5 protein-coding genes and 6 pseudogenes are annotated in these 13,429 nt (G+C 59.4%); 8 read left to right on the top strand and 3 right to left on the bottom strand.

Annotation, left to right across the window (positions count from 1 at the left end; genetic code table 11):
* The 7 genes and pseudogenes from AC04SI_RS32765 to AC04SI_RS32735 form a co-directional block, all read left to right on the top strand.
* Positions 1 to 279, top strand: a pseudogene (locus tag AC04SI_RS32765) (N,N-dimethylformamidase beta subunit family domain-containing protein); the annotation flags it as partial.
* Between the two features lie 267 nt (positions 280 to 546).
* Positions 547 to 1,209, top strand: a pseudogene (locus tag AC04SI_RS32760) (amidase family protein); the annotation flags it as partial.
* 160 nt (positions 1,210 to 1,369) lie between these two features.
* Positions 1,370 to 1,786 (top strand): amidase family protein, encoded by a 417-nt coding sequence (locus tag AC04SI_RS32755; protein WP_488475680.1) that lies wholly within the window; start codon positions 1,370 to 1,372, stop codon positions 1,784 to 1,786.
* Between the two features lie 356 nt (positions 1,787 to 2,142).
* A pseudogene (locus tag AC04SI_RS32750) lies at positions 2,143 to 3,803 on the top strand (MFS transporter).
* Positions 3,804 to 4,657: 854 nt separating this feature from the next.
* Positions 4,658 to 5,467 carry a glucose 1-dehydrogenase gene (locus tag AC04SI_RS32745; protein ID WP_488475679.1) on the top strand — a complete coding sequence of 270 codons (810 nt, stop codon included), beginning with the start codon at positions 4,658 to 4,660 and terminating at the stop codon, positions 5,465 to 5,467.
* Between the two features lie 43 nt (positions 5,468 to 5,510).
* Entirely contained in the window at positions 5,511 to 6,425 is a 915-nt protein-coding gene (locus AC04SI_RS32740) for a polysaccharide deacetylase family protein (protein WP_488475678.1), read from the top strand.
* A gap of 775 nt (positions 6,426 to 7,200) precedes the next feature.
* Positions 7,201 to 8,594: pseudogene (locus AC04SI_RS32735) on the top strand (N,N-dimethylformamidase beta subunit family domain-containing protein).
* A gap of 432 nt (positions 8,595 to 9,026) precedes the next feature.
* Here AC04SI_RS32735 and AC04SI_RS32730 read toward each other — a convergent pair.
* Positions 9,027 to 9,992, bottom strand: a complete 966-nt coding sequence (locus AC04SI_RS32730) for an arginase family protein (protein ID WP_488475677.1) — start codon at positions 9,990 to 9,992, stop codon at positions 9,027 to 9,029.
* Between the two features lie 363 nt (positions 9,993 to 10,355).
* On the bottom strand, positions 10,356 to 10,790 hold the full coding sequence (locus AC04SI_RS32725) for a hypothetical protein (protein ID WP_488475676.1): 435 nt from the start codon (positions 10,788 to 10,790) through the stop codon (positions 10,356 to 10,358).
* A gap of 179 nt (positions 10,791 to 10,969) precedes the next feature.
* Here AC04SI_RS32725 and AC04SI_RS32720 point away from each other — a divergent pair.
* Positions 10,970 to 11,136, top strand: a pseudogene (locus AC04SI_RS32720) (aspartate aminotransferase family protein); the annotation flags it as partial.
* Between the two features lie 262 nt (positions 11,137 to 11,398).
* Here AC04SI_RS32720 and AC04SI_RS32715 read toward each other — a convergent pair.
* Positions 11,399 to 12,210 (bottom strand): annotated as a pseudogene (locus AC04SI_RS32715) (IS110 family RNA-guided transposase); the annotation flags it as partial.
* Positions 12,211 to 13,429: the final 1,219 nt, after the last annotated feature.

Below are 13,429 nucleotides of genomic sequence, written 5' to 3'. Positions count from 1 at the left end.
GCCACGCTGATCGAGGAGAACCCCGATCTGGCGTCCGGAGACCAGTTCTTCAGCGACGGGGATGGCCGGTTCGTCGCCGAGACGCTGTTCGGCGAGGCAAGTGACGCCAATCTCGAAAAGGTCAAGCGCGGGAACGGGATGATCGTCAACTTCAGGCGTGGGAAGGGCGAGGTATTCCATGCTGGGAGTTGCGAATGGGTGGCAGGTCTTCTGCAACGCGATGCCATGGTCGAACACGTGACCTGCAACGTGCTTAACCGTTATCTCGACCGTCGATAGAATCCGGAGTACGCGGACAACCATTCCCCAAATATGAGGTTTGTGGAACAAGCAAAGGAAGAAAGGATATCTTATGAGGCTGAGTGAGTACGTGGAGTACGATGCCACCGGCTTGGCCTCTCTCGTGAGCGCCGGCGAAGTGACTGCTGTGGAACTGACGCGTCTGGCCCGGCAGGCACACGACGAGGTCAATCCGTCAAGGCCGTCATTGAATTCTATGAAGATGCTGAGACCGTTGCTGTCGGGGACGGAGGGATTTTCGACGGCGTGCCATTCTTTCGTAAGGATATCGGGGCCGCCGAAGCTGGCCGCCTCCAGGAAAAAGGAAGTCGTCTGTTCAAAGGCTTCCGCTCGGATACCGACAGCTATTACTTTCGTCGCGCCCGGGAGGCCGGGCTTCGGACGCTAGGAAGAACAACAACACCCGAGCTCGCAGCTACGGTGGTGACGGAATCCGTTCTCAATGGCATCACCCGCAATCCATGGGATTTGGAACGCTCGGCGGGAGGCTCCTCCGGAGGAGCAGCGGCGGCGGTGGCCGATGCCATCACTCCGATTGGCCATGGCAGCGATAGCGGCGGGTCAATTCGCATCCCAGCTTCCTGGTGCGGCCCTGTCGGATTGAACCCGTCTCGAGGACGCGTATCCGGCGGGCCGAACATTCAGGACGCATCGTTTGGTCACAGTCGCGAGTTTGTTCTATGTCGGACTGTGCGCGACATGGCTGCCGCGTTGGACGTCTTTTCCGGTCCCTTTCCCGGCGATCCATTTATCATCGTCCAGCCGACCCGTCCTTATGTGGACGGGCTCTCACAGCCCACCGGTCGTCTGCGGGTTGGGGTGGCGAGAACGAGTTGGGGCGCGGCCAACCTTGAGCCGGAAGTGCTGCACGCCGTCGAAGCCACGGCAACACTCCTTGAGGAGATGGGGCATACGATAACGGACATTGAGCCGCCATATGAGCCCGTCGAGTACGGCGGAATATCTTTCGCCGGATCGAAACTCCACGCGAGTATGCTCGAAGAAGGGGCGCGGGCCATGGGGCGCACTATCACCGCCGGCACGTTGGAGCCGGTCAACCTAAAATGGTATGAATTTGGCCGCGATTTGCCCCTTTCCCGAGCGTGGGGCTACCACGAGGCCCTCCGGAGAATGCGTTTCCGCGTGGGCAGAGGCGATCCATGCCTTCGACATTCTGCTGACTCCCGCAGTGCCAACCGTGGCCGTGCCGCATGGCGGCATCTATTCTGCTGCCAACCCGGCGATCTCCGCAGAGCAATACGTGCAAGCGGATACCGCTATTTCCCAGTACACCGGCGTATTCAATGTCACCGGACAACCTTCAGTGTCCTTGCCTTTGGCACAAAGTGCAAGCGGGCTGCCCATCGGCATTCAGATCGTCGTCCGCTTCGGCGGCGAGGCCACACTGGTCCGCGTCGCACGCGATCTAGAGCAGGCTCGACCCTGGATTCACCGGCGACCAACAGTTCAAGCGGGGCGAAGGTGACGACGATCAAAGAATCCGCTGCGAAGAATTTTTCGCAATCCTTCGGCGCCGACACTCCGGGTATTAGCTGCAATTTCCAGGTCGGACACAGTTTCGGACGAGGCACAGCGCTACGCATCGAAGTCGGATCGAAGACGACCCTCCGCCTGATCGAATGTCGATCATAGGCACGTTGTCGGTGTGAGTACTGAAGGAGCGAATATCGGTCGAATGCCTCATCCGGTCTTCTTGGCAGCAGAAGTATTGCATAGAGCACCTTGGGAAGAGATGAACCTGATCTTGTCACCTAGGCAAGATCGCGTGGAGAAGATGCGAGTCAACGCGACTCATAGAAGAAAGGTAAAGGCCTAGACAAAATGAGCAGGATTGCGGGCGTAGATGCGGATTCAATTTCGCCGGCGATATTTGCGCCGCTCAAGAGTCGGACGTTTCGGTCGATCTGGCTCGCTAGCCAGGTTTCGAGTCTCGGCTGGCTGATTCAGACTGTCGCCATCAGCTGGCTAATGGCGACAGTCTCGACTTCCGATTTGATGGTTGCGCTGGTGCAGGCTTCCTCGAACTTGCCTGCTTTCATTTTGTCGGTGTTCGCTGGGGCTCTGGCCGACAATTTCAGTCGGCGCCGGGTTATGTTCGCCGGCCGGTCCCTCATGGTAACAGCATCCGCGACGCTGACAGCTTTTGTGATGATGCTGGGCTTTGTCGACCCGTGGATGATCCTCGGCTTCAGCTTTTTGGTCGGATGCGGCGTCGCGCTTAACGATCCCGCCTGGCAGGCGTCAGTTGGCGATATCGTAGACCGACGCGATCTTCCCGCTGCCGTCACACTCATTTCCGTCGGATTTAACGCCGTCCGGACCGTAGGCCCGGCGCTTGGCGGCATTGTGGTTGCCTCATTCGGGCCTCTGACCGCGTTTGCCCTGACCACACTCAGCTATGTCGTACCTTTGGGCACCGTATGGCGCTGCAAGTGGAAGGTTCGCTCTTCACCTCTTCCACGTGAATCCATGCGGAGGGCGATCTATGACGGTGTGCGCTTCACAGTGATGTCATCGGAAATCAAGGCGGGGATTGCGCGCGGAACCCTCTTTGGCGTGGCGAGCATCGCCATACTCGCGCTGCTGCCGCTAGTTGTCCGCGATCAGCTGGGAGGAGGACCCCTCGCTTATGGCACCCTCATGGCCGGCTTCGGGACAGGCGCTGTCTTCGGCGGCATCTCCAACAGCCTGTTCAGTCGGATATTGTCACAAGAACGGCTGATGACGCTCTCTTGCGCCACCTGCGCGGCGTGCTCCCTCGCCCTTGCGCTGACCTCCTCGCTTGCGGCGGCGGCAATTGCGCTCGCCTTGGGGGGCGCGGGTGGGTCATCGCTTGGTCCGGGCTTGGCGTGAGCGTGCAGTTGGCAAGCCCGCGCTGGGTCGTGGGGCGCACCATCTCGATCTACTATGCTTTGGTAGGTGGCGGCATAGCGGCCGGCAGTTGGTTGTGGGGCACGGTGGTCCAAACCTATTCCCTGACCTGGGCGCTGGAGGGCTCCCGCGGGAGCTCTCCTGGTGGTCGCTGCAGCCGGCGTTCTGTTTTTCCTCTTCGCGAGCGCCGCGAATCCGAGCCCGATGCTTTGGAGAAATTCAACGCCCCGCCAGTTGCGCTTGACTTAAAGCCGAGGAGCGGTCCCATCGTTGTCAAGGTCGAGTATCTGATACCCGCGGAAAACGCCGAGGCTTTCCTCGATCTCATGCGCGAGCGTCGGCATGTGCACAGCCGCGTCGGTGCTCGGCACTGGACGCTCCAGCGCAACGTTCAACAGCCTATGCAATGGACAGAGACGTTCCGCACGCCGACCTGGACGGACTACCTTCGCCTCAATCATCGTCTCACGGAAGACGACAAGGAACTGGACGAACGGGTTCTTCTCCTGCACGGAGGAGATCTTCCACCTCAGATCACGCTGTTAATCGAGCGGCCGACAAGCCTCGCTCGCAAAGCGGAGCCTTGGACGCCTTTTTTCCCCCGTCATTAATTGAATTGGCAAGTGCGGCCACCGCGCAAAGGCGTGACCCGGACATGCCCGCCACGGTGAGGACGCCGCGCGAAAGACGAGCTGTAAGGCACCAGCGATGTCCTGATCCTCGGGTCACCCTCTGGATGGGCATCGGTGGTGGAGCGGGAGAATACCGTACTTCTCTGGTGCAGTGCTCAATACAGGAGATTGCGAGCCGCTCGGGTGAACCCCTCATTTCGGTGAACTTCGAGGCCGCCCGTAGCGGTGGTAGGGGATCGCGAACGACTACTGCCCAGTGGCAGCGGATCGATTGATCCGCGATGCAGGGGGCGGAGTGCTACGCCGCGAGCTGACGGCCTGCTTGCGAATAGGACGCGTGTTATGAAACCCGAGGACGCGCGCTGAATTCGCCCAATGCACCAGCGAGCGATCCAGCGCATGATTATGATGGCCGACCCGAGCATCACCTGTGCGAAGAACCGGTCGGGCAAACGTGTGGGACATGCTGCATAGAGAGCTTCTTCTCGTCGCTCAACACCGAGCACATGGCACGTGAGCCGTAAGTCTACAGTACGATGGATCACCCAGCGGATGTGTTCGATTGCGCGCTTTGGCAGCCGTCGGGCGAAGACATTCGAGACTGGCCATCTGAGCCCGTCAAGCTTTAGGAGCGATGTATACCAGCTTAACTGAGTACCGAAAGTCGGCGGCAGGCGACGGGTCATAAAACTTCGTCACTTGTAATAACTCTCGAGGCTCCCGCGCCACTGCTTTTAGTGACAATGTAACGTAGCTCCTTTTGCATCGTCCCTAGTGCGGTCAAACGGCTAGTCGCGTGGCGAAGCCACACGGCGGGGGAGTATCGACGTAGCATGATGGAGGACGCGAACATGGGCAGGGTGAGTAACAAAGTTGCCATTGTGACCGGCGCAGCAACAGGCATTGGCGGCGGAATAGCCTCGATGCTTGCCCGCGAGGGCGCGCAGGTCGTGTTGACCGACATAGACGATGCTAGCGGCGCCTCAGCTTGCGATGGAATCGTCGCCGCTGGGGGTGAGGCGATCTTCTTGGAGCAAGACGTGTCCAACGAACGTCGCTGGCACGATGTCCTCAAAATAACCCTTCAGCGTTTCGGCAAGCTCGACATCCTAGTCAATAACGCCGGTGTTGATCTCGTAAAGCCCCTTGCCGATACCACACTGGAGGACTGGCGCCTAGTTTTTCAGGTCAATGTTGAGGGCGTGTTCCTGGGCACTCGCACCGCCATCGGCGCAATGAAGCATCGCGGCAGCGGATCCATCATAAATCTTTCGTCTACGATGGCCACACGCGCCGACGAACTTACTGGAGCCTATTGCGCTTCAAAGGCTGCTGTCACGCAATTCACCAAGGTAGCAGCTCTCGATGGCGCGGCGGACGGCAACCGTGTGCGAGTGAACTCAATTCATCCTGGCCTAATCGCGACGCCGATGGTCGAACGCGAGATCGTCGAGGAGACCAACAAGCGAGGCGAAGCTTCCAGTGATGCGGTTCGAGCTCGATTCAATGCCGCTTGTCTTCTGGGCATAGGGGAACCGAACGACATCGCCTACGGTGCGGTATATCTTGCCTCTGATGAATCCAAGTATGTAACAGGTAGTGAGTTAGTCATCGACGGAGGCCATTTGATCAGCCGCCGGTGACCGTTCCGGTGCTGCGACTGTCTTAAGGAAGGAAAACTGAGTCATGATCGATAATCCAGTCCCTTGGCCGAACAATGCCCGGTGCGCCGTTGCATTTACGTTTGACGTCGATACCGACAGTTTTTTGCACCTCTCATTTGGCAAGAATATGCCAGACATGATCGCGACAACCTCTTGGGCTCGCTATGACGAAATTGCGCTGCCAAGAATATTGCAGATGTACCGCGATTTTGATCTTAAACAAACGTTCTTTTATCCGGCGTGGTGCATGAAGCGCTATCCCCGTCTAGTCGATGCAATACTTAAAGATGGCCACGAAATCGCGCACCACGGCTACATACACGAGAGCATGAACCGTTTGCCGAACCGGGAAGCGGAAATCGAGTGGATCATGCGTGGTGTCGAGGTCATTGAGAAAATGACCGGGAAAAGGCCGCGTGGGTTTCGGGCACCAGTCTACCATGCTTCAAGGCACACCGCCGCAATTCTGGCAGAACTAGGCTTTCAATACGACTCGTCTCTGATGGACGATGACGTGCCGAGTGTCTATGAGACCGCGCGCGGTGATCTGATCGGCCTTCCGTCTAGCGGGATAGTGGACGATTGGGCCCAATACGTGAACAACTCCGATGTCGGGTCCATGCGCTCGGTTCGGTCTCCTGAGGAGGCAACCAAGACGTACATGGCCGAATTCGAGGCCTCCTACAAGTACGGCGGAATGTGGATTTGCGTTTGGCACCCCTGGATCTCAGGCCGACCGGCGCGGGCCGAAGCTATTCGCGGAATGATCCAGGAGATGACGGAGCGTGGCGGCGTGTGGTTCGCGACCATGGAAGAGATCGCATCCTACGTTCAGGGCTTGATAGCAAGACGCGAGTGGACGCCTCGGCGCGTCAAGCTGCCCTTCTATGAGACGCCTTTGCCTGCCGACGAGAGGCCGCCCTGCGGCTCATCATGAGGATGCACCGCGTTCTATCGCAATCAGGACAAGCATACATCTATTCAGCCTCAGTCTTCTGCGTTTTGAAAGGCCTAGTTGAGCGCCGGCGGCGATCCATCGTGAAGGAAGGCGGGTTCCCGGGCTGAGGTTTGGATCGGTCTGGGGCCTCTATGCCCTCGGCTGGGTCACGTGTATCCGGACGTGGTCGAGGACGATCCACCCCGGTGGGGGCGGATCTCGGTATGTGGCGGACTTGGGTTGTCATGTCGATCACTTGTGCGGCGGTCTTGATGAGCCCTCACGTCCTGCACACCAGAGCCACGACCACTTTCGGCTGCGCCGATGCCGGCGCGGACTGGCTGGGCGGGGACCCGCGCGCGCCGCGATAGCCGAAAATCTTTGCAGGTTGCCTATGACGACCTCGACCGTGGAGACCATGCTGCTTTCCGCAGAACCGCTGTCTGCTCCCAAACGCCCAAACGGTACTTCCAATTTGTTCGCCTCGGGTAAGCGCGAGGAGAGTCCTGGCGGCGCTCATAACGACGCGCCTTTACGCATAACGCGGCCGACATGTTCCGTTTTTTCGTGTCGATCTATCCTTCAGCTAAACGCTCTGACCGGCGGATCTTGGGAATGGACATGGCTCAATCTGGAAGAACGGTGCCGTGCGACAGTCTACTCTCGGGATGGGAGATCTGCTCCGACGGCTGCGGCCTCGAACTGCCGGGGTGGTCGTCCCGCGAAAAGAAGAGATGACTTAAATAAGGTTGGGTTCTGCCTTCCGGATTTCGGGCTGACGCGTGAGCAGCAGCTGCTGGCCATGTACAGCCACTATTACGAGCTGCAGGTGAGTTCGACCGCGCCTGCCTTTTCGATCAAGATCGTGCGCGACGGTGCAACCGAGACGAAGCTTCTCGAACGCAGCGGTATCGCCGCGCGCTGGCAGGACACGCCTGAGCAGTGCTCCGTTGAGGGCTGCGGCTGGGAAACGACATTCGAATTCCGCATCGGCGACGACTGGCCGTCCGGCGGCTATCGCATCACCCTGAGCGCGGAAGGCCGCGACGGGAAGCCTATCCGCTGCCACCATTTTCTGATCGTGTTGCCGAAGAGGGGCCGCAAACCCGGGCGCATCCTGCAGGTGGCGGCGACGGGAACCTGGCTCGCGTACAACACCTGGGGCGGCTCCAACCACTACGACGGCATCACCGGGCCGAACCACGACCAGTATTCGCCGCTCGTGTCGACGCAGCGCCCCTGGGGCCGGGGCTTCCTCGCGCTGCCACCCGAAGCGCCACGCGTGCCGCTGGAGGTGGCGATGCCGCCCATGACCATGCCGCGCCGTCCGCACGTGGAATGGGCCTATGCCACCGGCCACTCGAAGAAATACGCCTCCGCCGGGTGGGCAAGCTACGACAGACATTTCTTCCGCTTCGCCGAGCGCGCCGGCTACGATATCGATCTCGCCAGCCAGCACGAGTTGCACTTCTCACCGGAGATCCTGCTCGACTACGATTGCGTCGTGTTCGCCGGCCATGATGAGTACTGGACCTGGGAAATGCGCGACGCGGTGGACGCCTTTGTCGAACAGGGCGGCCATGTCGCGAGGTTCGCTGGCAACTTCATGTGGCAGACACGGCTGGAGGACGAGGGCCGCCGGCAGGTCTGCTACAAGTACCGGGCGCGCGCCGAGGACCCGGTGTACAGAAGTGCCGACGCAAGCCGCGCGACCAATTCGTGGGAAGCGCCGGAGATCGGTCGCCCCGGCTGCAAGACCTTCGGCCTTAACGCCGCTGATGGCGTCTATGCCGGCTGGATGGGCTTCGCGCCGCGGGGCGTGCGCGGCTTTACGGATACGAGGTGGATGGCCTAGACTACGAAATCCGCAACGGCCTGCCCTACCCTTCGCCGACGAGCGGTGCTCCCAATGGGCTCGAAATCCTTGCGGTCGGCATGGCCACGCTGATCGAGGAGAACCCCGATCTGGCGTCCGGAGACTACCGTTGGTACAGCGACGCGCCGGACGGGAAAAAATATGGGAACCGGATGATCGTCAATTTCAAGCGCGGCAAGGGCGAGATATTCCATGCCGGGAGTTGCGAATGGGTGGCAGGGCTTCTTAGGCGTGACCGCATGGTCGAAATCGTAACCCGCAATGTGCTTAACCGCTATCTCGGCCGCGGGTAGAGGCTTCGCGTGACTGTTCCAAACCGAAACACGGACGGTCGGCCTATAACCGACGGTACGATTTCCAGGTCGACACGTCTAATCTCGGAGGTGGCACAGCTGGTGCTTTGCCAATTGGATCGAATATTACTTCCGCCCCATCCATGTCGAAGCAAAAGCGCCGGACACGGCGATCTGGTCACAAACGTATCGAGGCGACGCTGTATAGACGCTGTATAATTGGAAGGCGAAGTACGGCAGGATGCACGCAACGCCTCCGAAAAAATGGAGGATTGGCGCAGATAGGCCATCAAGCAACATCGTCTCAGAGTAAACGACCCGGCCTCTGACTCCCGTTGGATGAAGGGTTGGTGTTAGGTCAAATGATGCGGAAGACTTCAAGCGGATTTGAGGGAATTTAGCGAAGAATTCCGCGCACTCGGTTTGGCCGAATCAGCTTTTCGCCGCCTGACGCACGGCAACGCCCATCGCATTGACGAGGATGCGTCCCGCGAGCAACGCCCCCTGCTTCTCGGTGTCGCGCTCTGCCACGAATTCCACCAGGTTGAAGGCCGCGAGCCGCGCCTTTGCGGCGACCCCGTGCACGATTTCGAGAGCCTGCCATAAGCTAAGGCCACCGGGCGCCGGGCTGATGACGGCGGGCATGATAGAGGGATCTAGCCCGTCGCAGTCGAAGGCGAAGAGCACGTTCGAGCCTGCGGGCACGAACTCGATTATCGGCTGGATGCCCTTGGCGAACACCTCCCTCGCAGGAATGAGAGTGGCGCCCCATCTGTGCGCGTCCTCGACGTCGGAGAGTCGCGCCGAGCCGATGCCGCGCAGGCCGATCTGAACGATGCGCTCCACATGCGGCATCTCGGAGGCCCGCCGCATGGTGGACGATCCCGACCAGCGCTCGCCGCCCACCTCCTCGCGCCAGTCCATATGGGCGTCGATCTGGACAATGGTGAGTTTGCCCCTGTCGTGAAAGGCTTCGATCACGGGAATAGTGATCGAATCGTCGCCTCCGATGACGATCGGCACCGCCCCCTTCTCGAGCACCGTGCGGATCGCGGAGCGGATGGCGAGGCGGTTCAAGGCCGAGTCCTTCTCGTCATAAAGAAGGTCGCCACAGTCCACCGCCGACACCGTGCCGTCAGAGAATATCGGGCCGCCGAGGTCGAAATCCATGTGCATGAGGTTGGCCGCGTGAGATGCGGTTCCCTCGCGGATGGCTTTTGGACCGCCGTCGCAATAGGGCCCGATCCCCGGATAGGGCGTCGCGCAGGGCGCCCCGATGATTGCAACCTTCGCATCGAGCCTCGACAGGTCGCTAACCTTTGGCAGGCCCATGAATGTCTCGGACTTGGCGGCGTCAGGACTGATCGGAACGGGCTGCCAGTCGGGGCTGGTGTTCATGATTTCCTCCTCTATTCCGGTCACCGTCACTCAGACCAGCTCACCCGTTTCCGCGCCCACGAGAAGCCCCGCGCCGGTCGCCGCGCACGTGAGGCTAGCAGGTATAAAAATAGTCCTGTAGTTTATCTGATAAATTAGCCCGAGATGGGAGACCCGCGTAGCAACATGCGTTATTCTCTGGCGCGAAGATTTATGATCTGAGAGCAGCAAGCCCCGCGCCGATTGCGTAGATACGCGCACAATCAGCGCGAGGATGCGCCAGACGCTCGCGCTCTGCAGGAGGAGCGAGCGAGGATGTTGGCATTTGAAGAGATGGCTTTCACCGCACAGAGCCACGCCAGAAAGGCCAGTGTTGTAGCGGTGTCAGCACTCCTGTTTGTCGTAAGTGGTAACGTGTCCGCGCAGGATGCCTTCGGCATCCGTGTACAAGAACATCATTTTTAGAACTTTTCCGTCAGCGGAGATCGTGCGGGTTCCAACTCCCATGACCTTACCCGCCATTTTGGTCGTAAATACGATCGTATTGGCGTCGACCCGCTCGATGGCCTCCGAGTCCATCAACGGGTTACCAATGTGGGGCTCGTCACTGCCGTCAAACTTGCTGGTCATCTGCTCGAGGACGGGTGATCCGTCGGGTTTGACTGCTTTGACTGTGCAGGTAATACCTTCTGGACCCTGGGTATAGGTTCGGGTCGCAGACGTAAACGTCAATGGCGTCGGCTCGTTAATGAACTTGGATTTAGCCAAGTTCAGCTCCCAGGTGCCAACGACCGGATCTATCATGAGTTTGCTTTTCATTTTCGTTACTTCTCCTAATGAGTTTCGATGATCATGGTCGCACGTTGAGAAGGCAAATCATGCCGGCGCACACGCCGTCACTTCAACTCCCGATGGACTTCTATAATATAAATAGTATTGCGCATTTTCAGTCAGTTATGAGGGAGACGATTTTGTTATTCGGCGCGCTCAGAGCCCCTACTGGCCGCGCATCTGCTCTTGCCGGCGCCGGGTACGGCCGCCAGAAGATAGCGGACGCCATCGCAAGCCAGACGAAGAACCTCGCCTAACTACCATGCCTAATGTCGGCCATGGCACGGAAGCCTCGATCACGCTTTCCAAGATGATAATCGACCGCGCGCCGTCTGCTGACCACCACAATGCCAACCCTGTCCGTGCCGCACGGCGGCATCTATTCTGCGACCAACCCGGCGATCTCCGCAGAGCAATACGTGCAAGCGGATACCGCGATTTCCCAGTACACCGGCGTATCCAATGTCACAGACAACCTACGATGTCCTGCCTTTGGCACAAAGCGCAAGCGGGCTGCCGATCGGCATTCAGATCGTCGTCCGCTTCGGCGGCGAGGCCACGCTGGTCCGCGTCGCACGCGATCTAGAGCAGGCTCGATCGCCGCGTTTGCTGATACCGAATAGGCCGGCTCGCCCTCCACTGGATCGTTGTTTCGGCACCAGGCCGAGCCAGGCCGCGAACTGACGGCCGTTCTTGAAGCAGGTTCTATTGCCAACGGCAGCGATCAAAGCGGTTGCCGTTACGGGGCCGATGCCTTCGATCTTTCCAAGCCGCTGGCACTGCTCGCTGGTGCGGAAGATCTCTCGTATTCGCCGGTCATAGGTTGCAATGCGATCATCCAGTTCGGCCATTTCCGCCCGCAACTCCCTCATGAGCGAACGGACCATGTCGCTGAGGCCGTCATCGTCGTTCCCGACGATGACGGCAAGGCTGCATCGCAGCTGCGAGATGTCACGAGCAATGACAATCCCATGCTCGGAAAGGAGGCCACGAATCTGATTGACGAGTCTGACCCGGTCGGCGACCAGACGCCGACGAATGCGATGAACGGCCTGGATTGCCAGCTGATCAGTCGACCTCGGCGGCACAAAGCGCATTGATGGCCGGCCGACCGCCTCGCAGATGGCTTCCGCATCGTTCCGGTCGTTCTTGTTCGACTTGACGTATGTGTCACGAACTGAGGGCTGATCAGCCGAACCTCATGGCCGAGATCGGAAAGCACCCTTGCCCAATAATGCGCTCCGTTCGAGGCTTCCATGCCGACCAGACATCGCGCCAGATTGGCGAAGAAGCGGGCTACCGCATCGCGACGCAGCGTCTTTCGCACAACCACTTTTCCGTGGCTGTCGATGCCGTGAACCTCGAAGACATACTTCGCAAGATCCAGACCTATTCGAACGACCTGCATGACATCCTCCCTCGTTGCAGTTGGCGTTCGAGATTTCACCGCGCCTAGAGGGCGGGGTTCACCATTGGCACCCTTCTCGCGAGATTGTTGAGTAACGATTTGATCGGATCGCTTGCGATCATGTGTCCGGCCTTTATTTGCGGTCGCACGTGACTGCTGGCCAAGATGGTTTCCGCGACGCGAGTTCCCAACATCATGGCGGCCTACAACCTTCTCCTGCATCATTTTCCGGATCATGTCGCCCCGCGGGTCACTCGCTTCTCTTCGCGGTTGGCGCTGGGGCGGCTTGACCTCACCACCCCCAATCAGAGAAGCCTGCTAGAGCAAGCATCAAGAGTAGCGCCATGACGAAGCAGACTGAGGTGATCTCGTCATTCGAAGGTCGTCGCAGCAGCGCTGGGTTGCGGCGACACAGCCGGAGCCGATGTCTACGCCTCATGGCGTCGCAAGGCGACCATAACGATCGAATCCGGCGGCAGTCGTCGGCTGCGGGTGAAGCGTGCGTCGATTTCGAGGCGCTCGGCTCAATCCTCGATTGCGCTGGAGCGACGGTTGATCCCGATCCAGAGGGATCGGGTAGTACGGCGCGATCACCACGAAATTCAACCTAGCGGCGAGACTTTTCCAGCTTCGCAACGCAGGTCCGGTGTGCGGCGCGGAGGCGCTGCTATTGCCGCCGCAACTGGCATGGGAGCGTTGCATACAGGTGGCACCGGTGGAGGTTCCCTTCGGATACCTGCTGCCTTTCGCAGAATCTTGCCATGAAGCCAAACTTTGGTCGGGTTGCTCGCGCGCCTCCACGGAGACGCGGGTGCTCTGTGGCCATACCCACAACGGCCTGAGATTATACCGAACAGCTTCTGCCCGCCTATTGATCCGGTGGCGGCAGGAATGCTTTCGGAGCAGATGCACAGATTAGGCGGGCGCTTGAAGGCCGAATAACAAATCGGGCCCAAACATAACCATCTGAAACTGCCCTGGAAAACAGATGTTCCTAGAGTGGAGGCCGAGGTGAGGCAGCTGTCATGCTTACCCTCCTTTGCTTGACTCGACACTTATCACTGGGTTTGGAAAATGCCTCTGACACAAGACGTCGCCAGCACGGTCGCCGGAATGAGTTATGACGATTTGCCGTCACATGTCCGCGACCAGGCGAAGCTTCTCGTCCTTGATCATGTTGGTTGCATGATCGCGGGAAGCAAGACCCGCGGGGCGGGGC

The sequence above is a fragment of the Mesorhizobium sp. CNPSo 4689 genome (genome assembly GCF_057784325.1).
This window is presented reverse-complemented; position numbering and strand designations above follow the sequence as displayed.

What these genes read in the sequence shown, in the direction of transcription:
- AC04SI_RS32755 (WP_488475680.1), top strand. Translation starts at nt 1,370, where the DNA reads ATGAATTTGGCCGCGATTTGCCCCTTTCCCGAGCGTGGGGCTACCACG.
- AC04SI_RS32745 (WP_488475679.1), top strand. Translation starts at nt 4,658, where the DNA reads ATGATGGAGGACGCGAACATGGGCAGGGTGAGTAACAAAGTTGCCATT.
- AC04SI_RS32740 (WP_488475678.1), top strand. Translation starts at nt 5,511, where the DNA reads ATGATCGATAATCCAGTCCCTTGGCCGAACAATGCCCGGTGCGCCGTT.
- AC04SI_RS32730 (WP_488475677.1), bottom strand. Translation starts at nt 9,992, where the DNA reads ATGAACACCAGCCCCGACTGGCAGCCCGTTCCGATCAGTCCTGACGCC.
- AC04SI_RS32725 (WP_488475676.1), bottom strand. Translation starts at nt 10,790, where the DNA reads ATGAAAAGCAAACTCATGATAGATCCGGTCGTTGGCACCTGGGAGCTG.